We start from the raw sequence: 21,981 nt of genomic DNA, 5'->3' as shown, positions 1-21,981 counted from the left end.
CGCAAGTTAGGCTGCCCCGTACTTCCCCACCGTTTCATCGCCCTCGACGGAAGACTCCATGGCTGCCGATTCCTTCCCCGTACATCCCCTGGACCGGGACGGCCTGCGGCAGCGCGTCAATGCCGCGCTGGGCGAGTTCATGGACCGTCAGGCCGAGGTGCTCGCCGACGTGGGCGAGGGCATGGTCCCGGTCACCGCGGCACTGAGCGACTTCGTGCTCGACGGCGGCAAGCGGCTGCGGCCGGGCTTTTGCTACTGGGGCTGGCGCGGTATCGCGGGACCGGACGCGGAGGATGCCGCGATCGTGCGCGCGGCCACCGCGCTGGAATTGCTCCAGGCCAGCGCGCTGATCCACGACGACCTGATGGACAGCAGCGACACCCGGCGCGGCAAGCCCGCGGTGCACCGCCGGTTCGAGGGCCTGCACGCGACGAGCGGCTGGGTCGGCTCGGGCGAGTCGTTCGGCTCGGCGGCGGCGATCCTGCTCGGCGACCTGTGCCTGTCCTGGTGCGACGAGATGTTCGGCGCGAGCGGTGTGGACGACCGGGCACTGCGCGCGGCCAAGCCGTTGTTCGACGTGATGCGCACCGAGGTGATGGCGGGCCAGTACCTCGACGTGCTGGAGCAGGCGATGGGCGGCGGCTCGGTCGAGCGCTCACGGCGCGTGATGCGGTTCAAGTCCGCCAAGTACACGATCGAACGCCCCCTGCACGTGGGTGCCGCGCTGGCCGGCGCCGATCGGGCCGCCCTGGACGCCTACTCCGCGTACGGGCTCCCGCTCGGTGAGGCGTTCCAACTCCGTGACGACGTGCTCGGCGTCTTCGGTGACCCCGAGCGGACCGGCAAGCCCGCCGGCGACGACCTGCGCGAGGGCAAGCGCACCGTGCTGCTGGCGCTCGCCGGCGAGCGGGCCGACGCCGCGCAGGCCGAGGTGCTGACCGCGCTGCTCGGCGATCCCGCGCTGAGCGACACCGGGGTCAAGGAATTGCGCGCGGTGATCGAGGACACCGGCGCGCTCGCCGACGTGGAGACGATGATCACCGAGCTGACCGAGCGGGCCCTCGCCGCCCTGGCCGTCGCGCCGATCGCCGAGGACGCGCGCGAAGTGCTGCGTGAGCTGGCCGACGCCGCCACCGTGCGCAGCGTCTAGTCCGGCGTCCGCGGCGTCGCCGACCGCGAACGGTGCGCCCAGGGCCGCGGGGCGGGGCCGCTCCGGCTCGGACGCCCGGCCCCGGGAGGGGTGCGGGCCGTGCGTCTCGTCGGCCTCGAGCAGTGCCTGGGGCGGGTTGCGGCCGATCAGGTAGATCCCGCCGATCATCGCGGCGAGCACGAACAGCGGGAACAGCAGCGCGGCGCCGCCGTCGGATGTCGTGCCCGGGTGGGGCCGCGAGTGTTCGGCGCCGGCTCTGGGCCCGGGGATCGACGGCTTCGCCGGGCCCGTCGAGGTGGTCGGCACCGTCGCGGGGTGCGGCAGGTCGTGGTCGCGGGCATCCTCTGCGGACCCCGGACGACATCGAACGTCGGGTGTGTCCATCTCGGCAGTCTGGCCGCTTGCTCCGCCCGGTCCGGCCGGAATAGCCCATCCGCGAGGCCAACCACCCGATCGGCCCAGGACCGGTGCCGGCGCCGGCACCCACCCGCAGAGTCGACCCCTTCGTGCGAGCCGGCGCACCCGCTCAGGGCAGCACGGCCGCGAAGCTCGCGTAGTGGTCGTCGCTGTAGTAGCGCTCGGTGTTCCTGCCCGTGACGATCCGGCGCGCGCCGCGATCGGCAGCGCCCGGCGTGCGGACCGTGTACTCGCGGTAGTACCCGTCGGGCTCCGCCGGCAGCAGCTTCTCCCGGTTGCCGAAGACGACGCCGTCGCGGTTGTAGGGGAACGGCCCGCCCGCCGCGATCAGGCGCAGCGTCTCGCGGGCCTCGGCCGGCAGCCGCGCCGCGGCGACGGTGCGCATCCCGGCGGGCACCCAGTCGGGGCGCGCGGCGGTGGACCCGAGCGGTCCGGGGGCGGTCGCGCCGGTGCGGATGGTCGCCGTGGTGGGCGGCGCACTCGCGCGGGTGCCGCCGTCGCCGTCGTCCCGGGTGAGCGCGAAGGCCAGAGCGAGCGCGGCGACGAGCGCGAGCAGCGTGACAACGACGAGAGCACGCCGCCGAGAACCGGACATGGCCGGATATTGTCACGCCGTCTCGCGCGCGCCGGGTCAGCGCCCGGCGAGTCGCCGGACGAATTCCGCCGTTGCCTTCGCCGGGTCCGCGGCCTCGGTGATCGCGCGTACGACCACCACGCGGTCGGCACCCGCGGCCAGCACCTCGTCCAGGTTGTCCCGGTCGATGCCGCCGATCGCGAACCACGGCCGGGTCGGGCGCAGCGCCGCGGTGTAGCGGACCAGGTCCAGGCCCGGCGCGGGTCGGCCCGGCTTGGTCGGGGTGGGCCAGACCGGCCCGGTGCAGAAGTAGTCCACCCCGGGCTCGAGGATCGCCGCGTCCACCTCGGCCTCGGCGTGCGTGGACCGGCCGATCAGCACGTCGCCGCCGATGATCGCGCGCGCGGCCGGGACGGGCAGGTCGTCCTGTCCCAGGTGCAGCACGTCGGGGCCGATCGCGTGCGCGACGTCCGCGCGGTCGTTGACCGCGAGCAGCGCGCCGTGGCGGCGGCACGCGTCCGCGAACACCTGGAGGTATCCGAGTTCGGGCCGGGCCTCCAGGCCCTTCTGCCGCAGTTGCACGATGTCCACGCCCGCGCCCAGGACCGCGTCCAGGAACGCGGGCAGGTCGCCCTGGCGCTCGCGCGCGTCGGTGCACAGGTACAGGCGCGCGGCGGCCAGCCGTTCCTGTCGGCTCGTCATCGGCCCGGCCTCAGATCGCCAGCGCCTGGGCGCGGCGACGCACCTCGGTCATCCGGTTCTCCTGGAGCGCCTGCACCGGCGTGCCCGGGAGCGTGTCGTCCGCGGTGAACAACCACTCCAGCGCCTCCTCGTCGGTGAACCCGGAGTCCGCGAGCAGGGTCAGCGTGCCGACCAGGCCCTTGACGATGTTGCCGTCCTGGAAGAAGTCGGCGGGTACCTGGAGGGCCCGGTGCTCGCCGCGGCGCACGGCCAGGAACTTGCGCTCCTTGAGTTGCTGCCGGACCTTCAGGATGTCCACACCGAGGATCTCGGCGATGTCGGGGAGTGTCACCCAGGCGGGGACGAGGGCTTCTGTTTTGGCGTCGATCTCGCTCACCCGGCCAAGTTTAGGTTCCGCGGCCGGGCCGGCCGGCCGGCGCCCGGCCCGGTACGGCCCGGTGCGGCACGGCGCGGCCCGACCGCGGTCAGCGCGCGACCGACTTGAGCGGGTTCTCGGGGTCGGCGAACCGCTCCCGGTCCACCGGCGTGCCCAGTTGCACGAGCTTGCGGCCCTGGGCCAGGTCGCGCGGCCGGGCGACGGCGAGCAGCGCCGTCAGCCGGTCGCCGGCGAACCAGCCCGCGGCCCACTTGCCGTCCTCGCCCGCGCCGCGGAAGACGAGTTCCTCGCCCGCGCCGTGCCGGCCGACGTACTGGACCATCCGACCGAACTGGTCGGACCAGAAATACGGGACCGGGTCGTACGCCTGGTCGCCGCCGAGCAGGTTGGCCACCAGCACGCGCGGTGCCTGGAGCGCGTTGTCCCAGTGCTCGACGTTCATCCGGGTGCCGTAGCGGGCGGACGGGAAGTCCACGCAGTCGCCGACCGCGTACACCCCGGGCACCGAGGTGGCCAGGTGGTCGTCCACCTCGACGAAGCCGCGGTCGTTGACGGCCACACCGGAGTCGGCCAGCCACTCGGTGGCCGGGCGCACCCCGATGCCGACCACGATCGCGTCCGCGCGCAGCCGGCGGCCGTCGGTCAGGTGTACCGCGCCCGGCTCCAGGCGATCCACCCGCGCGCCCAGCAGCAGTTCCACGCCGGCCTCGGCGTACCACGGCACGAAGCGTTCGCCGATGGCGTCGGGGAAGGGGCCGGCGAGCGGGGTGTGCAGGGCCTCGACCACGGTGGTCGGGCAGCCGGCGGCGGCCGCGGCGGTGGCCACCTCGGCGCCGATCCAGCCCGCGCCGACGATCACCACGTGCGCGCCGGGCACCAGTGCGGCGCGCAGCGCGCGGGCGTCGTCGATGGTGCGCAGCACGTGCACGCCGGGCACCTCCCCCGCGCCGGGCAGGTTGAGCACGCGCGAGCCGGTCGCGATCACCAGGCGGTCGAAGGCGACCGGTCCCGCGTCGGTGTCCACCGCGCCCGGTCGCAGTCCCGTCGCGGTCCGGCCGAACAGCACCTCGGTCTCCAGCGCGGCCCAGTCCGCCTCGAAGGACGTGTCGTCGGTCTTGCCCGCGAGCACCTCCTTCGACAACGGCGGCCGGTCGTACGGCGCGTGCGCCTCGGCGCCGAGCAGGGTGACGCGCCCGGCGTACCCCTGGTCCCGCAGCGCCACCACGGTTTGCAGGCCGGCCATGCCGGCACCCACGACGAGCACGTTGTCCATGCGGGGCACCCTATGACGCGCCCCGGCGCGACCGGCGGGCAGGGTCTTGACTCAGTCAAGGACATCTCGGACGCACTCGGGCACCCCGGGGCACGCGAAACCGGTGTCGTAGTGTGGAGAGGTCACGGGAGCCCGGTGAGACCGGGCTGAGAGGGGGGCTGCGAGCCCCCGACCGTCCGAACCTGATCCGGGTCATACCGGCGAAGGGAGTTCCCCTCACCATGTCCACCATCCCCACCACCGATGTCGTGGTGGTCGGCGCGGGCGTCGCCGGGCTGTCCGTCGCGTGGCGCGCGCGCACCCGGTACGGACTGGCCGTCACCGTGGTCGACCCGACCCCGGGCGCGGGCGCCTCGCACGCCGCGGCCGGCATGCTCACCCCCGTCTCCGAACTCCAGTACGGCGAGGAGAGCCTGCTCCGGCTGAGCATCGAATCGGCCCGGCGCTACCCCGAGTTCGCGGCCGAGCTGGCCGAGGCCGCGGGCCTGCCCTCGGGCTACCGCGCGTGCGGCACGATCGCGGTCGCGCTGGACGCGGACGACCGGGCCGTACTCAAGGACCTGCACGCCCACCAGCAGCGGCTGGGCCTGCACTCGTCCTGGCTGACCAGCCGCGAGTGCCGCCGGCTCGAACCGATGTTGTCCCCGGCGATCACCGGCGGCCTGCATGTCGAGGACGACCACCAGATCGACAACCGCCTGCTGGTCGCGGCGCTGCTCGCGGCCTGCGCGCGGGCCGGTGTCGGCTTCGTCCGCGAGCGCGTCGAGCGCGTCCTGGTCGCCGACGAGCGCGCGTACGGCGTGCGGTTGCCCGACGGGCGCGACCTGATCGCGGATCAGGTGCTGCTCGCGGCGGGCGCCCGCTCGGCGCTGATCCCCGGCCTGCCGCCGGAGGCGGTCCCGCCGGTGCGCCCGGTCAAGGGCGAGATCCTGCGCCTGCGGGTGCCGCCGGCCCTGCTGCCGCTGCTGTCCCGCAACGTCCGGGGCGTGGTCAAGGGCGGCAGCATGTACCTGGTGCCGCGCGCGGACGGCGAACTGGTGATCGGCGCGACCGAGCACGAACTCGGGCACGACACCGAGGTCACCGCCGGCGGCGTGTACGAACTCCTGCGCGACGCGCACGAACTCGTCCCCGGCATCACCGAGCTGCCTTTGATGGAGACGCTCGCCGGGCTGCGCCCCGGCAGCCCGGACAACGCGCCGATCCTGGGTCGTTCCGCGCTGGCCGGCCTGGTGGTGGCCACCGGCCACTACCGGCACGGCATCCTGCTCACCCCGATCACCGCCGACACCGTGGCCGAGGCGCTCGCGCACGGCACCACCCCCGAACTCATCGCGCCCTTCGGGCCCGACCGCTTCGCGAGCGCCGCCCGAGAGGTGATGGCATGAACGACATCGAGGTCTTTGTCAACGGCGACCGGCGCCGCGTCGCGGACGGCACCACCGTCGCCGACCTCGTGGCCACGCTGACCACCGCCGCCAAGGGTGTCGCGGTCGCGGTGGACGAGTCCGTGGTGCCGCGCGGCGCGTGGGCCGAGACCGTGCTCGACGCGGGCAGCCGCGTCGAGGTGCTGACCGCCGTCCAGGGAGGATGACCGGCATGGCCGACGACAAGCTGGTGATCGGCGGCGAGTCCTTCACGTCGCGGCTGATCACCGGGACCGGCGGCGCGCCGAGCCTGGAGATCCTGGAGCAGGCGCTGATCGCGTCGGGCACCGAGATCACCACGGTGGCGATGCGCCGAGTGGATCCGGGGACCTCGGGCTCGGTGCTGGACGTGCTGCGCCGGTTGGGCATCCGGGTGTTGCCGAACACCGCGGGGTGCTTCACCTCGGGCGAGGCGGTGCTGACCGCGCGGTTGGCCCGGGAGGCGCTGGAGACCGACTGGGTCAAGCTCGAAGTGGTCGCCGACGAGCGCACGTTGCTGCCGGACGGGGTGGAACTCGTGGATGCCGCAGAGCGGTTGGTCGACGACGGCTTCCGGGTGCTGGCGTACACCAACGACGACCCGGTGCTCGCGCGCCGGCTCGAGCAGGTGGGCTGCGTGGCGGTGATGCCGCTCGGGTCGCCGATCGGTTCGGGCCTGGGCATCCGCAACCCGCACAACATCCGGCTGATCACCGACCAGGCCAAGGTCCCGGTGGTGCTGGACGCGGGCCTGGGCACCGCCTCCGACGCGGCGCTCGCGATGGAGCTGGGCTGCGACGCGGTGATGCTCGCGACGGCGGTCACCCGGGCGCAATCGCCGCGGTTGATGGCCGAGGCGATGCGGCACGCGGTGGACGGCGGCCGGCTCGCCTACCGCGCCGGGCGGATCCCGATGCGACACCACGCGCACGCGTCGTCACCGATGGCCGGCATGCTGGAGACGAGCCCCGAGCACCCCGCCTTCTGACCGGGCCGCACGATCGGTGCGGCCTTCCTCGGACGGGGAACCATGGGGAAGACCGTCGGCGTCCACAAGGCAGTGGACCCTACACTCCTGAACATGGACACGACCTTGAATGATCCGCTCGTCGGGCGGCTGCTCGACGGTCGATACCGGGTCGATGCCCGAGTTGCCGCGGGTGGCATGGCCACGGTGTATCGGGCTCTCGACACCCGTCTCGACCGCACCGTCGCCCTCAAGGTGATGCACGCCGGGCTGGCCCAGGACCCGGAGTTCACCCGCCGGTTCATCCTGGAGGCGAAGGCCGCGGCGCGGTTGTCGCACCCCAACGTGGTCAACGTCTTCGACCAGGGCACCGACGGCGTCTTCGCCTACCTGGCGATGGAGTACGTCGAGGGCCGCACGCTGCGCGAATTGCTCCAGGACCTGGGCAACATGACACCGCGCGAGGCGTTCGGCGTACTGGAGCCGATGCTGGCGGCGCTGTCCGCGGCGCACCGGGCGGGCTTCGTGCACCGCGACGTCAAGCCGGAGAACGTGCTGATCTCCGACGACGGCGGGATCAAGCTCGGCGACTTCGGGCTGGCCCGGGCGACCAGCACCACCGCCACCGCCGCGACCGGCAAGGTCCTGGTCGGCACGGTCGCCTACCTCGCGCCGGAACAGGTCGAGCGAGGCGAGTCCAGCCCGCGCTCGGACGTGTACGCGGCGGGCGTGGTGCTCTACGAGATGCTCACCGGCCGGCAGCCGCACCACGGCGCGACCGCGGTCGAGGTGATCTACAAGCACGTGCACGCGGACGTGCCGGCGCCCTCGCTCGCGGTGCCGGGCCTGTCGCACGCGCTGGACACGCTGGTGCGCACCGCCACCGTGCGCGACCCGGAGCAGCGGCCGAACGACGCCGAGACCCTGCTGAGCCTGGTCCGCCGGACCCGGCACGCGATGCCGGACACGGAGCTGGACTTCGGCGCGGCGCTGCGTCTGCCGCCGCCGCCCGAGCCGATCCACGACAACGCCACGAGCGTGTTCCGGGCGGGCGAGGTGATGTTGCCGCCGCATCTGGCGCCGCTCGGACTGAGCGTGGACTCGATGGAGGACGAGCAGGCGCGCTACGGCGGCGGCGCGTACGACGAGCCCTATGCGGCGGAGCACCACGAGTACGCCCCGGCCACCGAGGCGCCCCCGACCGGCACCCCCGGCGGCGGCTATCCGCAGCAGCCCAAGCTGCCCGGTCGGCGCCGCCGGCGCGGGCCCTCGCGCGGGATGATCGTGCTCGCGGTGGTACTGCTCGTCGCCGCCGCGATCGGCGGCGGTGCGTGGTGGTACGGCGCGGGTCGCTACTCCGATGTGCCGGGTGTGCTGAACATGACCCAGGCCGACGCCGAGCGCAAACTCGAGTCCGCGGGCCTGAAGGTCGAGTACGTCGGCGACGGGGAGTTCAGCGAGATCACCGCCAAGGGCTCGGTGTTGTCCACCGACCCCGCCCCGGGCAAGAACGTGCTCAGCGGCTCGAAGGTCAAGGTCAAGCTGTCCAAGGGCCCGGAGCGGCACGTGGTGCCCGCGCTGGTGAACCTGAAGATCGAGGACGCCAAGAAGGCGCTCGCCGACGCGAGCCTGAAACCCGGCACCGAGACCAAGACCGCGAGCAACAAGCCGCCCGGCACCGTGGTCGGCAGCCAACCGGCCGCCGGCGAGCCGCTCCAGCGGGACAGCGTGGTGGCCCTGGTGGTCAGCCGCGGCCCGGACACCGTGGTCCCGGACCTGACCGGGCTCAGCGTGGACGAGGCCAAGGCCAGGTTCCAGCCGGCGACCGGGGTGAGCGTCGAGGTGGATCCGACCCAGCAGTTCTCGGACACCGTGCCGGTCGGCCGGATCATGTCCTTCGCCCCGGGAACGAACGCGACCGTGCCCTTCGGCACCCGGATCACCGTGGTGTTGTCCAAGGGACCGGACCTGGTCCAGGTGCCGCCGGTGACCGGGATGAACCCGGACGACGCGGCCCGGGCGCTGCAGGCCGTCGGGCTGCGGGTGAACAACCGAATGATCCCGCTGATCCCGGCCAACGTCGGCAAGCAGGATCCGGCGGCGGGTTCGATGGTCAAGCGCAACAGCGAGGTCTTCATCTCGAACTTCTAGGGCGGCACCGCGAAGGCCCCGCTCCCTCGACACGTCGTCGGGGAAGCGGGGCCTTCGGTCGTTCGCCCGCGGGCACGGCTCAGGTCAGCGCGGGGCCCTCGCCGCTCTCCTCCTGGTAGGAGTAGCGCTGCTCCCGCCACGGGTCACCGATGTTGTGGTAGCCCCGCTCCTCCCAGAAGCCGCGCTTGTCGGCCACCATGTACTCGATCCCGCGCACCCACTTGGGGCCCTTCCAGGCGTACAGGTGCGGCACGATCAGCCGGACCGGGAACCCGTGCTCGGCGGTGAGCGGCTCGCCGTTGTGATGGGTGGCCAGGATGGTCTGGTCGTTCGCGAAGTCGAACATGCGCAGGTTGGAGCTGAAGCCGTACTCCGCCCACACCATCGCGTGGGTGACCTCCGGCGCCGGCGGGGCGATCTCCAGGAGCTTGGCGACGGTCAGCCCGCTCCACTCGTTGCCGAGCATGCTGAACTTGGTCACGCAGTGGAAGTCGGCGACGACGGTGTCGTGCGGCAGCGCCGAGAACTCGTCGTAGTTCCAGCAGTGCTTGTCCCCCGAGGCGGTCGCGCCGAAGACGCGGAAGTCCCATATCTCGGGCTTGAACCGAGGGACCGGTCCGTAGTGCAGAACGGGCCATCCGCGCTGGATTCGCTGGCCCGGCGGAAGTCGCGGATCGCGGTCCGGAGCCTCGGTTCCACCTTGTGCCGCTTCCGTATGCCCCATACCTCACATGGTCCCAGACGCCCCGACCAACTCACGACCGCCCCCGCGCGCCCCGGACCCCGCGCGCGGCACCCGATCCGGTCCTGGGCCCGGGAATCCCGGGCCGACCGACCCTGGTGGGACATGTTCGACATTGCAAGGCAAGGCTGCCCTTCGTGGCGGATGAGCTACCAAAAGTGACAGGATTCGAGGGAAAACCGCCTCATGCGCGCTCGGGGTTCCCCCGTGTCCCACCCACACCGGAAGGTGCGTCGCGATGCACAGTGACCCGCAGATCATCGAGCTCCTGAACGAACAGCTCACGGCGGAGCTCACCGCGATCAACCAGTACTTCCTGCACGCGAAGATGCAGGAGCACCGGGGCTACATCAAGCTCGCGGCCTGGACCCGCCACGAGTCCATCGACGAGATGAAGCACGCCGAGAAGCTCACCGACCGCATCCTGATGCTCGAGGGACTGCCGAACTACCAGCGACTGAACGCGCTGCGCATCGGCCAGAACCTGGAGGAGATGTTCCGCGCCGACCTGGCGGTGGAGATGGAGGCCGTCGAGCGGCTGCGGCGCGGAATCCCGTTGATGCGCGAGAAGGGCGACGTGACCTCGGCCAACATCTTCGAGGAGATCCTGGCCGACGAGGAAGAGCACGTCGACTACCTGGAGACGCAGCTCGCCCTGCTCTCCGAGGTGGGCGAGCAGCTCTACATCGCGGGCCTGCTCAAGCAGCCGAACGAGAGCTGACCGGCGGCTCGGGACATTCCCGGATGCGATCGGGCAACCGCTCGGATTGTGTTACCGATCACCCGGTATTCCCCCCGGCGAACGCTGAGGTTACCCTTACCTAAGTAGCCTCGCCGCTGGGGGGAAATCTCCGTGTACGTCTGCATGTGTTTCGGTGTCACCGACAAACAGGTGAACGACCGGATTGCCGATGGCGCGCGCACCATGCGTGAGATAGCCCAGTCCTGCGGCGGTGCCGGCACCGACTGCGGGCGTTGCGTCAAGAGCATCACCGCGATGTTGCCGCGTGACGAGTCGCGCCGCCGCCGGCGCGAGTTGTGCGGCGAGACCGAGACGTGCGCGACCCCCTGCGGGACCGCCCCGGCCCCAGAGCCGGTCCCGCTGCCGATGCCCGCGGTCGCCGCGTCGGCGCTGCCCGACAACGTGGTCCCGCTGCGCCGGCACTCCGCCGCCTGACCGGCGCCCCCTGATCAGCCCTTCGCCGCCTGCGCGATCGCCGTCGCGGCACGCGCGCAACCGGCCGCGTCCACGTCCATGTGCGTGACCAGCCTGATCAGCCGAGGCCCGAACGGCGACACCAGTACACCCTCCACACGGCAGCGCTCCGCCACCGCCGCCGCGTCCGGCTGCCCCTCCCCCAGTTCGACCAGCACGATGTTGGTCTCCGGGTCGGGCACCGCGAAGCCCGCGTCGCGCAGCAGATCGGCCAACCCCCGCGCGTGCTCGTGGTCCTCGGCCAGCCGCTCGACGTGGTGCTCGAGCGCGTACAGGCCGCCCGCCGCGAGGATGCCCGCCTGGCGCAGCCCGCCGCCCATCCGGTGCCGCATCCGGCGCGCCTCGGCCTCGTACTCGGCGGGCAGCAGCAGCACCGAGCCGGCCGGCGCGCCCAGCCCCTTGGACAGACACACGCTGAGCGTGTCGAACAGCGCGCCGTAGGCCCGCAGCGGCGTACCGGTCGCCACGTGCGCGTTCCAGATCCGCGCTCCGTCGCAGTGCAGCGGCAGCTCGTACCCGTGCACCAGGTCGCGGATCGCGGTCAACCGCTCCAGCGGGTACACCGAGCCGCCGCCCCGGTTGTGCGTCTGCTCGACCGCGACCATGCGGGTGCCGACGGTGTACGCGTTGTCCACCCGGATCAGCCGGGCCAGGTCGGCGACCTCCAGCAGACCGCGCGGGCTGAGCGTGGTCCGGGTCTGCACACCGCCGTGCCAGGCCGCCGCGGCGTCCTCGTGCGCGACGATGTGCGCGTCGGCGTCCAGGACGAGTTCGCCACCCGGCGGCACGGCCAGCCGCACGGCGAGCTGGTTGGCCATCACCCCGGTCGGGGCGAACAGCGCGAAGGAGTGCCCGAACAGGTCGGCGACGTACTCCTCCAGCGCCCGCACGGTCGGATCCTCGGCGTAGACGTCGTCGCCGACCTCGGCGTTGGCCATCGCCGCGCGCATCGCGGGGCCGGGCTTGGTGACGGTGTCGCTGCGCAGGTCCGTGAAGGTCATACCGGCAGCATTACAGACGCGCCGAAGGGCGGACCCGGGGAGGGTCCGCCCTTCGGCGATCGTGGTGATCGCGCGCGGTCAGCTCTTGCGGTACATCTCCGCGACCAGGAACGCCAGGTCGAGCGACTGGCTGCGGTTCAGCCGCGGGTCGCACGCCGTCTCGTAGCGCTGGTGCAGGTCGTCGACGAAGATCTCGTCGCCGCCGCCCACGCACTCGGTGACGTCGTCACCGGTGAGCTCGACGTGGATGCCGCCCGGGTGGGTACCGAGCGCCCGGTGCACCTCGAAGAAGCCCTTGACCTCGTCGAGGACGTCGTCGAAGCGGCGGGTCTTGTGTCCGCTGGACGCCTCGAACGTGTTGCCGTGCATCGGATCGGACACCCACACCGGATGGGCGCCGGCCGCGGCCACCTTCTCCACCAGGGCCGGGAGGTTGTCCCGGACCTTGCCCGCGCCCATCCGGACGATGAAGGTCAGTCGGCCCGGCTCGCGGTTCGGGTCCAGCTTGTCGATCAGCGCGAGCGCGTCCTCGGGCGAGGTGGTCGGGCCGAGCTTGACGCCGATCGGGTTGCGGATCCGGGAGGCGAACTCGACGTGCGCGCCGTCGAGCTGCCGGGTCCGCTCGCCGATCCAGACCATGTGGCCGGAGACGTCGTACAGGTCGCCGGTGCGCGAGTCCACCCGGGTCAGCGCGTCCTCGTAGTCCAGGATCAGCGCCTCGTGGCTGGCGTAGAACTCCACGGTGCGGAATTCCTCGGGGTCGGTCCCGCACGCGTGCATGAACCGCATCGCGCCGTCGATCTCGGCCGCGAGCCGCTCGTAGCGCTCGCCCGAGGGCGAGAGCGCGACGAAGTCCTGGTTCCACGCGTGCACCTGGCGCAGGTCCGCGTAACCGCCCGTGGTGAACGCGCGGACCAGGTTCAGCGTCGCGGAGGACGAGTGGTACATGCGCTTGAGCCGCTCGGGGTCCGGCGTGCGCGCGGCCTCGGTGAAGGCCAGCTCGTTGACCGCGTCGCCCCGGTAGGACGGCAGGGTCACCCCGTCGCGGGTCTCCATGCCGCTGGAGCGCGGCTTGGAGTACTGACCGGCCATCCGGCCGACCTTGACCACCGGCACCGAGGCCGCGTAGGTCAGCACGACGGCCATCTGGAGCAGGGTCTTGAGCTTGTTCTTGATCGCGTCGGCGGTGTTGCCGGCGAAGGTCTCCGCGCAGTCGCCGCCCTGGAGCAGGAACGCTTCGCCCTTCGCCACCGACGCGAGCCGACCACGAAGCTGGTCGCACTCGCCGGCGAAGACGAGCGGCGGATAGGAACGGAGGTCCGCGAGGGCGGAGCCCAGGGCCTCGTTGTCCGGCCACTCGGGCTGTTGGGCCGCCGGGAGGGTACGCCAGGATTCGATGTCGTTCAGGGTCACCGCTCAAGACTAAGCGGAGAGGCAACCCGATTGAGTCCACCGCCCGGAGAGCGAGACGCCGACTCGGCCCGCCCGATATGGTGAGGCCGTGATCGCGATCAATCTCCATCGGAGCTCCTGGTGGCCCGTCCCTGCGGCGGCCCACTGACTTCGCGATCACCTTGACGATCCGACGGCCGCCCGGCAGGGCGGCCCTTTGTTTTTCCCGGACCGGGCGGACCTCCGCCCCGGCCGGGGCGGACAACCGGCGGATCGCCCGGTCGGGAGGGCGTCTCTTCCCCACCGAGGAGCACCCATGCGCACCGCCGACGCCCTGTCCCCGCTGTTCCGCGACGCCCCACCGCCCTTCGCGCTGATCCGGCGCGAACACTCGGCCGAGGTCGAACTGCTCACCGGCGAGATCGTCGACGTCCGAGACCTCGACGACCTGCCGCTGCCGGCCGCCGGCGGACCCGGCCACGAACTGCTCGCCCTGGTGCCCTACGCGCAGATCCGCGAGCGCGGGTTCGAGCATCACCAGGACGGCACACCGCTGCGCTGCCTGAAGGTCACCGAGCAGCGCCTGCTGCCCCTGGACGAGGTGCTGGCGGCGTTGCCGCAGGTGCCGGTCGAACTGCGCGGCGGCGACTTCGACGTGGACGACGAGACGTACGCCACCATCGTCAAGCGGGTGATCGAGGACGAGATCGGCCGCGGCGAGGGCGCCAACTTCGTCATCCGGCGCGACTACCGCGATCACATCGAGGGGTACACGCCGGCCGCCGCGGGCACCCTGCTGCACCGGCTGCTGACCCGGGAGAGCGGCGCGTACTGGACCTACCTGATCCACACCGGTGACCTCACCCTGGTCGGCGCCAGCCCGGAGCGGCACGTCAGCTCGGTGGGCGGCGAGGTGGTGATGAACCCGATCAGCGGGACCTACCGGCACCCGGCCGAGGGGCCCTCCCGCGAGGGGCTGATGGCGTTCCTGCGCGATCCCAAGGAGATCGACGAGCTGTTCATGGTCGTCGACGAGGAACTCAAGATGATGAGCGCGGTCTGCGACCTCGGCGGCGCGGTCGAGGGCCCGTTCCTCAAGCCGATGGGCCACCTCACGCACACCGAGTACCTGCTGCGCGGGATCACCTCGCACGACGTCGCCGCGGTGCTGCGCGGCACCATGTTCGCGCCGACGGTGACCGGGAGCCCGCTGGAGAACGCGTGCCGGGTGATCCGCCGACACGAGCCGACCGGGCGCGGCTACTACTCCGGAGTGCTCGCGCTGATCGGGCGCGACGACCAGGGGCGGCGCACGCTGGACGCGCCGATCCTGATCCGGACCGCGTACATCACCCCCGACGGCGGCCTGCGGGTGCCCGCCGGCGCCACGCTGGTCCGGCACTCCAGGCCCGAGGACGAGGTCGCCGAGACGCACGCCAAGGCGGCCGGGGTGCTGGCCGCGCTCGGTGTGGTGCCGGCCGCCGAGCGGACGGCGGGCCCGGCGCTCGCGGCCGATCCCGAGGTGGCCGCGCTGTTGGCCGCGCGCAACACCGCGCTCGCGCCATTCTGGCTCCGGCCACGGGACGAGAGCGCGCTGCGCGCCCCGGAACTGGCCGGCCGCCGGGTGCTGGTGGTGGACGGCGAGGACACCTTCACCGCGATGCTCGCGCACGTGCTGCGCACCCTCGGCCTGCACGTGGAGCTGCGCTCGTACGACGACGTCACCTCGCGTCGGGTGCGCGCCGCGGAACTGGTCGTGCTCGGCCCGGGTCCGGGCGACCCCAGGGACACCGCGCACCGCAAGATCCGGCTGATGGGCGCGCTGCTGCGCACCCGCCTGGACGCGGGCGGACCGCTGCTCGCGGTCTGCCTGGGCCATCAGCTCCTGGCGCACGAGCTGGGTCTGGACCTGGTCCGCAAGCCGCGGCCGTATCAGGGCAAGCAGGTCGAGATCGACCTGTTCGGTCGGCCGGAGCGGGTCGGCTTCTACAACGCGTTCGCGGCCGTGCGGACGGCCGGCGTCGTACCCAACGTCGAGTTCGCCGCGGACCCGGAGAGCGGACAGGTGCACGCGCTGCGGTCGAGCCGGATGCGGCTCGCGGGCGTGCAGTTCCACCCGGAGTCGGTGCTCACCCACAACGGCCTGGGCATCGTGCGGGAGTTGCTCGCCGGGCTGTGAGGTCCGCCGCGCGTGCGCGCACGCACCCGCCCGAGGCGCCCGGCCCGCGACGGCCGGGCGCACGGGGGACGCGGCCGAACCCGGCGGTCGAAAATGGTCCCAGGCGATCCGAGGCGATTCGAGGCGATATGAGGCGATATGAGGCGATATGAGGCGATCGGTCCCAGGCGCGCCCGCGGGGGTCGCCAACCGGCCGCACCGGCCCCTTCGTCGCACCGGCGTGCGACCATAATCGCGTTGCTCGCCGCGGTACGACGGAGGATGCTCGACCCCGTTCGTTGACCGGTTTTCCAGTGGAGGGGGTTCCCGTGGGCTCCGATTGTCCGCCGCACGACCCCGTCGACTGGAGCGGTCGCAAACGTTGCCGCAAATGCGGAGTGACCTTCGGCGGGCCGCGCCCGCTGCCACCGTCACCACCGGAAGCCGATGGCTGATCCGCCGCTTCCGCCGCCGAACTTCCATACGGCGCCGCGTACCCTGTGGGACGAGCTGCCCACGGACGCGCGCGCCGCGGTCGAGCGGTGTGCGGGACGCGTGCTGGCCGTCGCCACCGTGTGGGCCGGATTCAACTGCGAGTTCGCCGCGATCGTGACCACCGAGCACTCCCGCTACTTCGTCAAGGGCGTCCCGCGCGATCACCCGGCGGTGTCGCAACAGCGCGTCGAGGCCCGGATCGCGCCGCACGTGGGCGCCGTGTCGCCGAGGTTGCGCTGGGAGATCCGGCTCGACGACTGGGTACTCCTGGGCTTCGACCACATCATCGGCCGACACGCCGACTTCGCACCGGGCACGGCGGATCTGCCGCTCGTCGCGGACGCGTTGCGCCGACTCGGCCGGGTCGCCGTCCGCGATCTGCCGCTGCCGCGGATCGAGGAGCGCTGGCGTCCGCTGCTCACCAGTCGTCAGCTCGAACTCCTGCGCGGCGAGAGCTTGTTGCATACCGATCTGCACCCGCACAACGTGTTGATCAACGATCGCGGCCCCCGGGCCTACCTGGTCGACTGGGCCCAGCCCGCCCGGGGCCCCGCCTGGATCGAGGTCACCTTGGTGGCCAGCCGGCTGATGGACGAGGGGCACACGGCCGAACAGGCGGCCTCCTGGGCGGATCGGTTCGCCTGCTGGCGCACGGTCTCCCGGGAGGCGATGGAGACCTTCGTGTTCGCCGCCACCAACCAGTGCTCGCGCGGGATCGGCGCCGCCCACGCGGCCCCGTGGAACGCCCGGTTGACCGCGCTGGCCGAGGCCCGCGCGGCCCGCGCCCACCTGCGGGCCTGCCCACCGCGCACAACCCGCTCCCCCGCCCACCGCACGGCGGAGTGACTCGAATCCCCCGAACCACCCGAACCCACGCGCACTCACCCTCGGAGGTACGAATGCCCGAACTCGACGCAACGACCAGTCCCCGCAAGTGGGTTGCCGACCAGGCCCGGCGCTACGAGGAATCCGGCGGCACCAAGGGCATCACGATGCAAGGCGCGCCGTGCCTGCTCCTGGACACGCTGGGCCGCAAGAGCGGCGTCTGGCGCCGCACCGTGCTGATCTACGGGCGCGACGGCGAGGACTACCTGATCGTGGCCTCGCTCGGCGGCTCGGACCACCACCCGCTGTGGTACCTGAACCTGACCGCCGAACCCCGAGTCCGCCTGCGAGTGGCCACCGAGCGCTTCGCCGCCACCGCCGAGACGCTGACCCCCGCCGAGAAGGCGCGGGTGTGGCCGGGTCTGGTCGAGGTGTTCGCGCCCTACGCGGGGTACCAGGACAAGACCCGGCGGGACATCCCGGTGATCCGGCTGCGCCGCGCGGACGATCCGCACGGCTCCTGAGCGGCGGCTTGGGCGTCGGGAACCGACGGCCGGCCCGCATCGCTATATCGGTGTGGCCCGGCCCGTACCGCCCGGTAGGCTCCGGCCGTTCGAACCTACGGTCGAGCAAGCTCCTTCCTACGACGGGTACCCCGCATGCGCCTGCGCCGCTGTCTCGCCTCGACGGCCCTCCTCGTGCTTCTCGGGTCGCCGACCGGGCACGCGGCGCCGGTCCCCGATCCCACGCCCGTGGCGGAACCGCCGATCGGGCAGGTGGTCGAGGTGCGCGGAATGCCGGACCGGATCCGACCCGCGACTCCCGTCGAACTCACCGCGAGCGCGCGCAACTTTGGCGAGGTCCCGCTGCTGCTGGAACCGCGGGTGGAGATCATCGGCGCCACCGGGCACCTGGCCCCCGACCAGGTGCGCCTGGAGATACCGGATCCGGTGCACGCGGGCTGGACCCCGACCCCACTGGACCCGCAGGGCGGCGCACGACTGCCCTTCCCGGGTCCGGGCGCGATCGACGCGACCTCCGGTCGCCTGGCGCCCGGTGCCTCGGTCGAGTTCCGGGTGCGCTTCACCATCGCCGCGAACGTGCCCGCGCAGTTCGTGCAGGTGCTGGTGGGCGGCCGACCCGTGTCCCCGGGCACCGGCGACGAACCGCGCTTCGTGAGCGGCTACATCGCCGACTCCGCGCTGCTGGGACCGGACGGGGCCATGCCCACGCGTCCGCCGGATCCCGGTGGGACCCGCTCCCCGTCGGTGCCGGACGCGGGCACGGAGCACCTCGGCGGCACCGCCAAGGTGGTGCCGACCGCGCGGCGCTCCGACGGGCCGACGTTCGACCTGGTGGGCGTGCCCGGTTGGCTGCGCGCGGGCGCCGGCGCCGCCGAGTTCCGGGTCACCTTCGGCAACGACACCGACCGGATCATCCCCGCGGTGCGTCCGGAACTGGTGTTCACCAGCGGCCAGTCCCCGATCACGCCGCAGCAGTTGGTGGTCGAGGCGTACGACGACCACGACCGGGGCTGGTTCCCGGTGCCGCTCGCGGTGCTCACCGACCCCGCCAACGGACGCGACGCGCACCTGGTCGGCGAGTTGACGCCCAAACCGTGGGACGGCCGCCGGCCGCTGCCGCCGGGCGAGCTCACCGCGATCACGGTGCGCGTGTCGATCCCGACCGGCTCGCCGGTGGCGGGCGGCGACCTCGCGGTGCTGGTCGGCGGCGGCGCCCCGGAGGGAACCGACCGCGCACTCGCCTCGCGCAGCGACTTCCGGGTGTTCCACGTGCCCAACGCCGGGGTGCCGCCCCGCCCGCCCAAGCTGCGCCCGGAACTGCCGCCGACCGCCCCGGACTCGGCGGCCGGGCAGCGTGAGGAGGACGAGGACGACACCTCCACCCTCGCCACCGTCGCGATCTGGGTCATCCTGGCCGGCGTCGGGGCGACGATCGTGTACTTCGCCCGCAGGAACCGCCGGCAAGGCGCCGGAATCGAGCCCGATCCCGGCGCCTGACCGAACCCGCCCGTCGCGCGCCCCGCGCGACGGGCGGGCGGTGGTAGGCCGTGGTTCGCGAAGGATCCGCGAAGAACCCGCGGTGGTTCGGCGACGGATCAGCCGAACAACACCTTCGCCTCCTCGTACAGGGCCGGCGGCACGGTCTTGAGCTCGCGGGTCGCCGCCTCCAGCGGCACGGTCACCACGTCCGTCCCGCGCAGCGCGACCATCTTGCCCCAGTCCCCCGCGTTCACCGCGTCGATCGCGTGGAAGCCGAACCGGGTGGCCAACCACCGGTCGAACGCCGTGGGAGTGCCGCCGCGCTGCACGTGGCCGAGCACCGTGGTGCGCGCCTCGTGACCGGTGCGCTTTTCGATCTCCGAGGCCAGCCAGTCGCCGATGCCGGACAGCTTGACGTGGCCGAACGCGTCCAGCGTCTGGTCCTTGGTGACCATCTGACCGGCCAGCGGGATGGCACCCTCGGCGACCACGATGATCGGCGCGTAGTTGGTGCGGAACCGGCTGTCCACCCAGGCGCAGACCTCTTCGACGTCGAAGTTCTGCTCCGGGATCAGGATCACGTTCGCGCCGCCGGCCATCCCGGAGTGGATCGCGATCCAGCCCGCGTGCCGGCCCATCACCTCGACGATCAGCACCCGGCGGTGCGACTCGGCGGTGGTGTGCAGTCGGTCGATCGCCTCGGTGGCGATGTTGACCGCGGTGTCGAAGCCGAACGTGTAGTCGGTCGCGTTCAGGTCGTTGTCGATGGTCTTGGGCACACCGACGACCTTGACGTCGTGCTCGTGCAGGCGGGTCGCGACGCCGAGGGTGTCCTCGCCGCCGATCGCCACGAGCGCGTCCACCTCGAGCTTGGCCAGGTTCTCCCGGATCCGCTCGATGCCACGATCGACCTTGATCGGGTTGGTCCGGGACGAGCCCAGGATGGTCCCGCCGCGCGGCAGGATGCCGCGTACGGCCTTGATGTCGAGCGCCATGACGTCGCCCTCGAGCGGCCCGCGCCACCCGTCCCGAAAGCCGATGAAGTCGTACCCGTAGTCCTGGACGCCCTTGCGGACGACCGCCCGGATCACCGCGTTCAGGCCCGGGCAGTCGCCGCCGCCGGTCAGTACTCCGACACGCATCGAAATCTCCGATTTCTTCCGTCCGGTACGATTCGCGGCCCACGCTACCGGTGCGAGAAGCCACCTCGACTCTTCCCACCACCCGTTCGAGGTACCCGACTTGATCGGATCGAGCAGACCCGGATCCACACCGACGCCTAGTCGTCCAGACCCTTCTCGATGGCATAGCGCACGAGTTCCACCCGGTTGTGCAACTGCAGCTTGTTCAAGGTGTTCTGTACATGGTTCTGCACCGTGCGATGGGACAGGAACAGGCGCTGGGCGATCTGCTTGTAGGACAGGCCCTTGGCGACCATCCGCAGCACCTCGGTCTCGCGGTCGGTCAGCCGCGGCGCGGCCGGGCCGCCGGTCGCGTCCTTGCGCGGCGGGTCGGTGGCCATCCGGCGGAACTCGCCGAGCACCAGACCGGCCAGCCCGGGGGTGAACACCGGATCCCCGACCGCGGTCCGACCCACCGCGTCCACCAGTTCCTCGCGGCTCGCCGACTTGACCAGGTATCCGGTCGCGCCCGCCTTGACCGCCTCCAGCACGTCCTCCTGCTCACCGCTGGCGGACAACACCAGGATCCGCACCGACGGGTCGTGCCGGACCAGTTCGCGCGCCACCTCGACGCCGGGCAGCTTGGGCAGGTGCAGGTCCAGGATCACCACGTTCGGCGAGGTGGCCCGGGCCCGCCGGACCGCCTCGGGGCCGTCGCCGGCGGTGGCGACCACGTCGTGGCCCGCCGCCGCGAGGTCGCGGGCCACCGCCTCGCGCCACATCGGGTGATCATCGACGACCAGGACCTTCAGCGGCGTCGGGGCCGGCTCGGTCCCCGGTGTGGGTGTACTCGTCTCGCTCATCCGCTCCCCTGCCTCGGCACCCGGAACTCCAGCTCGGTGCCTTCTCCCGTCACCGACGACCACACCACACTGCCGCCGAGATCCCGCACCCGGCCCTCGATCGACTGGGCCACGCCCAACCGGCCCTGGGCCCGGGCCGCCTCCAACCGGCCCGGAGCCATCCCCGAACCGTCGTCCCGGACGCTGACCACGATCTCGTCCGGCTCGTCCTCCACCAGGATCCACGCGTTGGCCTGCTCACCGGCGTGCCGGCGCACGTTGTCCAGCGCCGCCGCGACGGCCGCGGTCACCTCGCGCGCCGCCGGGGTCGGCAGCAATACCGGCGTACCCGGCGAGGACACCGTCACGCGCGCGCCGGCGAAGCCGCCCAGCAGCACCCGCAGATCCTGCCGGGCCGGGTCGCCGTCCTCCCCGGATCCGGGCAGGTCGGCCGACTCGACCCGGGCGGGCGTCGCGGAGATCAACTGCCGCAGCGCCACCTCCTGCTCACCGGCCAACTTGCCCAGGCCCGCGGCGTCCCCGCCGATCTCCGCCCCGCGCCGTTGCACCAGCGCGAGCACCTGGAGCACGCTGTCGTGGATGTCCCGGGCCAATCGCTCGCGTTCGCGCGTGGCCGCCTCCAGTTGCAGCGCGCGGGTCAACGCCTGTTCGCTCACCCGGGCGATCTCCACGACGTAGCCGACCGCGCCGCCCGCGAGCAGCAACAGCACGATGTTGTGCTGGTTGTCGGCGGTGAGCGCGCTGCGTTCGAAGATGTCGGCGGCGCCTATTGTCAGCGCCGCCGCCGAACCGGTCCGCCAACCGCCCTTGATCGCGCACGCCAGCACCGGTGCCGAGGCCCACACCGTGGGCAGCGTCATCGTGCCCTGGGCGATCCGCTCCGGATCGTCCAGCCACCGGGTCGCGACCAGGCACCCGACGGCCACGCACAGGTCCAGGATCAGCAGCGGAGGTTCGCGGAAGGCGGGCTTGCGGAAGCCGTACGCGGTCACCGCCGTCCAGACCACGAGCAGCGCCATCACGGCCCACCCGCCGACCGGGTGCCGATACTCGTCCGCGACCTGGGCGTACCGCACGACCGCGTAGACGAGGGCGAGCGTGCGAAAGACCGTGAGCGCGCGCCACAGCGACTGCTCGACCCCCACGTGA

Annotated in this window: 21 protein-coding genes and 1 riboswitch; of the genes, 11 read left to right on the top strand and 10 right to left on the bottom strand. The window is 72.4% G+C overall.

Annotated elements, in window-relative coordinates:
* The first annotated feature begins 58 nt into the window (after positions 1–58).
* The gene (locus ACZ4FV_RS30870; protein WP_395862391.1) at positions 59–1,150 is read left to right on the top strand and encodes a polyprenyl synthetase family protein; all 1,092 of its coding nucleotides are present in this window, start codon (positions 59–61) and stop codon (positions 1,148–1,150) included.
* Positions 1,151–1,676: 526 nt separating this feature from the next.
* Here the strand turns inward: ACZ4FV_RS30870 and ACZ4FV_RS30865 are convergent.
* The 4 genes from ACZ4FV_RS30865 to ACZ4FV_RS30850 all read right to left on the bottom strand — a co-directional run bounded on the left by ACZ4FV_RS30865 (position 1,677) and on the right by ACZ4FV_RS30850 (position 4,492).
* Positions 1,677–2,162: a guanyl-specific ribonuclease gene (locus ACZ4FV_RS30865; protein WP_395862389.1), complete on the bottom strand. Its 486-nt coding sequence runs from the start codon at positions 2,160–2,162 to the stop codon at positions 1,677–1,679.
* Between the two features lie 36 nt (positions 2,163–2,198).
* Positions 2,199–2,843, bottom strand: coding sequence for a thiamine phosphate synthase (gene thiE / locus ACZ4FV_RS30860; RefSeq protein ID WP_395862387.1), 645 nt, complete (start codon positions 2,841–2,843; stop codon positions 2,199–2,201).
* 10 nt (positions 2,844–2,853) lie between these two features.
* The gene (locus tag ACZ4FV_RS30855) at positions 2,854–3,219 is read right to left on the bottom strand and encodes an Rv2175c family DNA-binding protein (protein WP_395862385.1); all 366 of its coding nucleotides are present in this window, start codon (positions 3,217–3,219) and stop codon (positions 2,854–2,856) included.
* An 88-nt stretch (positions 3,220–3,307) separates the two neighbouring features.
* The gene (locus ACZ4FV_RS30850; RefSeq protein ID WP_402231772.1) at positions 3,308–4,492 is read right to left on the bottom strand and encodes an NAD(P)/FAD-dependent oxidoreductase; all 1,185 of its coding nucleotides are present in this window, start codon (positions 4,490–4,492) and stop codon (positions 3,308–3,310) included.
* A gap of 114 nt (positions 4,493–4,606) precedes the next feature.
* Positions 4,607–4,718: riboswitch (TPP riboswitch) on the top strand.
* On the opposite strand from ACZ4FV_RS30850, the gene thiO reads away from it, so the two are divergent.
* From thiO to pknB, 4 genes are all read left to right on the top strand, one after another.
* Positions 4,714–5,880 (top strand): glycine oxidase ThiO, encoded by a 1,167-nt coding sequence (gene thiO, locus ACZ4FV_RS30845; protein WP_395862382.1) that lies wholly within the window; start codon positions 4,714–4,716, stop codon positions 5,878–5,880. Its footprint overlaps the riboswitch before it by 5 nt.
* A complete protein-coding gene (thiS, locus tag ACZ4FV_RS30840; RefSeq protein WP_395862380.1) occupies positions 5,877–6,086 on the top strand; it encodes a sulfur carrier protein ThiS in 210 nt (69 codons plus the stop codon). Before thiO ends, thiS begins: the two co-directional genes overlap by 4 nt.
* A 5-nt stretch (positions 6,087–6,091) precedes the next feature.
* A complete protein-coding gene (locus ACZ4FV_RS30835; protein WP_395862378.1) occupies positions 6,092–6,886 on the top strand; it encodes a thiazole synthase in 795 nt (264 codons plus the stop codon).
* Positions 6,887–6,979: 93 nt separating this feature from the next.
* Positions 6,980–9,016, top strand: a complete 2,037-nt coding sequence (gene pknB, locus ACZ4FV_RS30830; RefSeq protein WP_465323800.1) for a Stk1 family PASTA domain-containing Ser/Thr kinase — start codon at positions 6,980–6,982, stop codon at positions 9,014–9,016.
* 79 nt (positions 9,017–9,095) lie between these two features.
* On the opposite strand, the gene ACZ4FV_RS30825 is transcribed toward pknB, so the two are convergent.
* A complete protein-coding gene (locus ACZ4FV_RS30825) occupies positions 9,096–9,740 on the bottom strand; it encodes a sulfite oxidase-like oxidoreductase (RefSeq protein WP_395862375.1) in 645 nt (214 codons plus the stop codon).
* Between the two features lie 256 nt (positions 9,741–9,996).
* On the opposite strand from ACZ4FV_RS30825, the gene bfr reads away from it, so the two are divergent.
* Positions 9,997–10,479, top strand: coding sequence for a bacterioferritin (bfr, locus tag ACZ4FV_RS30820; protein ID WP_395862373.1), 483 nt, complete (start codon positions 9,997–9,999; stop codon positions 10,477–10,479).
* A gap of 144 nt (positions 10,480–10,623) precedes the next feature.
* Entirely contained in the window at positions 10,624–10,935 is a 312-nt protein-coding gene (locus ACZ4FV_RS30815; RefSeq protein ID WP_395862793.1) for a (2Fe-2S)-binding protein, read from the top strand.
* 14 nt (positions 10,936–10,949) lie between these two features.
* Here ACZ4FV_RS30815 and ACZ4FV_RS30810 read toward each other — a convergent pair whose 3' ends face one another.
* Together ACZ4FV_RS30810 and ACZ4FV_RS30805 are read right to left on the bottom strand one after the other, a co-directional pair.
* On the bottom strand, positions 10,950–11,975 hold the full coding sequence (locus tag ACZ4FV_RS30810) for a threonine aldolase family protein (RefSeq protein WP_395862370.1): 1,026 nt from the start codon (positions 11,973–11,975) through the stop codon (positions 10,950–10,952).
* 78 nt (positions 11,976–12,053) lie between these two features.
* Complete coding sequence (locus tag ACZ4FV_RS30805; RefSeq protein ID WP_395862368.1) at positions 12,054–13,388, bottom strand: class II 3-deoxy-7-phosphoheptulonate synthase; 1,335 nt, start codon at positions 13,386–13,388, stop codon at positions 12,054–12,056.
* 295 nt (positions 13,389–13,683) lie between these two features.
* Here ACZ4FV_RS30805 and ACZ4FV_RS30800 point away from each other — a divergent pair, with 295 nt between their 5' ends.
* The 4 genes from ACZ4FV_RS30800 to ACZ4FV_RS30785 all read left to right on the top strand — a co-directional run bounded on the left by ACZ4FV_RS30800 (position 13,684) and on the right by ACZ4FV_RS30785 (position 18,866).
* Positions 13,684–15,546, top strand: a complete 1,863-nt coding sequence (locus ACZ4FV_RS30800) for an anthranilate synthase family protein (RefSeq protein ID WP_402231780.1) — start codon at positions 13,684–13,686, stop codon at positions 15,544–15,546.
* 426 nt (positions 15,547–15,972) lie between these two features.
* Complete coding sequence (locus ACZ4FV_RS30795; RefSeq protein ID WP_402231781.1) at positions 15,973–16,866, top strand: phosphotransferase; 894 nt, start codon at positions 15,973–15,975, stop codon at positions 16,864–16,866.
* A 53-nt stretch (positions 16,867–16,919) separates the two neighbouring features.
* A complete protein-coding gene (locus ACZ4FV_RS30790) occupies positions 16,920–17,369 on the top strand; it encodes a nitroreductase family deazaflavin-dependent oxidoreductase (RefSeq protein WP_395862363.1) in 450 nt (149 codons plus the stop codon).
* Between the two features lie 228 nt (positions 17,370–17,597).
* Positions 17,598–18,866, top strand: a complete 1,269-nt coding sequence (locus ACZ4FV_RS30785) for a hypothetical protein (RefSeq protein ID WP_402231783.1) — start codon at positions 17,598–17,600, stop codon at positions 18,864–18,866.
* A gap of 98 nt (positions 18,867–18,964) precedes the next feature.
* Here ACZ4FV_RS30785 and ACZ4FV_RS30780 read toward each other — a convergent pair whose 3' ends face one another.
* From ACZ4FV_RS30780 to macS, 3 genes are all read right to left on the bottom strand, one after another.
* Positions 18,965–19,990 carry a 6-phosphofructokinase gene (locus ACZ4FV_RS30780; RefSeq protein ID WP_395862360.1) on the bottom strand — a complete coding sequence of 342 codons (1,026 nt, stop codon included), beginning with the start codon at positions 19,988–19,990 and terminating at the stop codon, positions 18,965–18,967.
* 137 nt (positions 19,991–20,127) lie between these two features.
* A complete protein-coding gene (locus ACZ4FV_RS30775; protein ID WP_395862358.1) occupies positions 20,128–20,832 on the bottom strand; it encodes a response regulator transcription factor in 705 nt (234 codons plus the stop codon).
* Positions 20,829–21,977, bottom strand: a complete 1,149-nt coding sequence (gene macS, locus ACZ4FV_RS30770) for a MacS family sensor histidine kinase (protein ID WP_395862356.1) — start codon at positions 21,975–21,977, stop codon at positions 20,829–20,831. Before macS ends, ACZ4FV_RS30775 begins: the two co-directional genes overlap by 4 nt.
* Positions 21,978–21,981 lie beyond the last annotated feature (4 nt).

The organism is Embleya sp. NPDC025285 (genome assembly GCF_055558835.1).
Note: the sequence above shows the minus strand (reverse complement) of the source record. Positions and strands in the feature narration are given on the sequence as shown.

Excerpts from the sequence above, each read along its gene's own strand:
- ACZ4FV_RS30870 (WP_395862391.1), top strand. The coding sequence starts at position 59 with ATGGCTGCCGATTCCTTCCCCGTACATCCCCTGGACCGGGACGGCCTG.
- ACZ4FV_RS30865 (WP_395862389.1), bottom strand. The coding sequence starts at position 2,162 with ATGTCCGGTTCTCGGCGGCGTGCTCTCGTCGTTGTCACGCTGCTCGCG.
- thiE (WP_395862387.1), bottom strand. The coding sequence starts at position 2,843 with ATGACGAGCCGACAGGAACGGCTGGCCGCCGCGCGCCTGTACCTGTGC.
- ACZ4FV_RS30850 (WP_402231772.1), bottom strand. The coding sequence starts at position 4,492 with ATGGACAACGTGCTCGTCGTGGGTGCCGGCATGGCCGGCCTGCAAACC.
- thiO (WP_395862382.1), top strand. The coding sequence starts at position 4,714 with ATGTCCACCATCCCCACCACCGATGTCGTGGTGGTCGGCGCGGGCGTC.
- thiS (WP_395862380.1), top strand. The coding sequence starts at position 5,877 with ATGAACGACATCGAGGTCTTTGTCAACGGCGACCGGCGCCGCGTCGCG.
- ACZ4FV_RS30835 (WP_395862378.1), top strand. The coding sequence starts at position 6,092 with ATGGCCGACGACAAGCTGGTGATCGGCGGCGAGTCCTTCACGTCGCGG.
- pknB (WP_465323800.1), top strand. The coding sequence starts at position 6,980 with ATGGACACGACCTTGAATGATCCGCTCGTCGGGCGGCTGCTCGACGGT.
- ACZ4FV_RS30825 (WP_395862375.1), bottom strand. The coding sequence starts at position 9,740 with ATGGGGCATACGGAAGCGGCACAAGGTGGAACCGAGGCTCCGGACCGC.
- bfr (WP_395862373.1), top strand. The coding sequence starts at position 9,997 with ATGCACAGTGACCCGCAGATCATCGAGCTCCTGAACGAACAGCTCACG.
- ACZ4FV_RS30815 (WP_395862793.1), top strand. The coding sequence starts at position 10,624 with ATGTGTTTCGGTGTCACCGACAAACAGGTGAACGACCGGATTGCCGAT.
- ACZ4FV_RS30810 (WP_395862370.1), bottom strand. The coding sequence starts at position 11,975 with ATGACCTTCACGGACCTGCGCAGCGACACCGTCACCAAGCCCGGCCCC.
- ACZ4FV_RS30800 (WP_402231780.1), top strand. The coding sequence starts at position 13,684 with ATGCGCACCGCCGACGCCCTGTCCCCGCTGTTCCGCGACGCCCCACCG.
- ACZ4FV_RS30795 (WP_402231781.1), top strand. The coding sequence starts at position 15,973 with ATGGCTGATCCGCCGCTTCCGCCGCCGAACTTCCATACGGCGCCGCGT.
- ACZ4FV_RS30790 (WP_395862363.1), top strand. The coding sequence starts at position 16,920 with ATGCCCGAACTCGACGCAACGACCAGTCCCCGCAAGTGGGTTGCCGAC.
- ACZ4FV_RS30780 (WP_395862360.1), bottom strand. The coding sequence starts at position 19,990 with ATGCGTGTCGGAGTACTGACCGGCGGCGGCGACTGCCCGGGCCTGAAC.
- ACZ4FV_RS30775 (WP_395862358.1), bottom strand. The coding sequence starts at position 20,832 with ATGAGCGAGACGAGTACACCCACACCGGGGACCGAGCCGGCCCCGACG.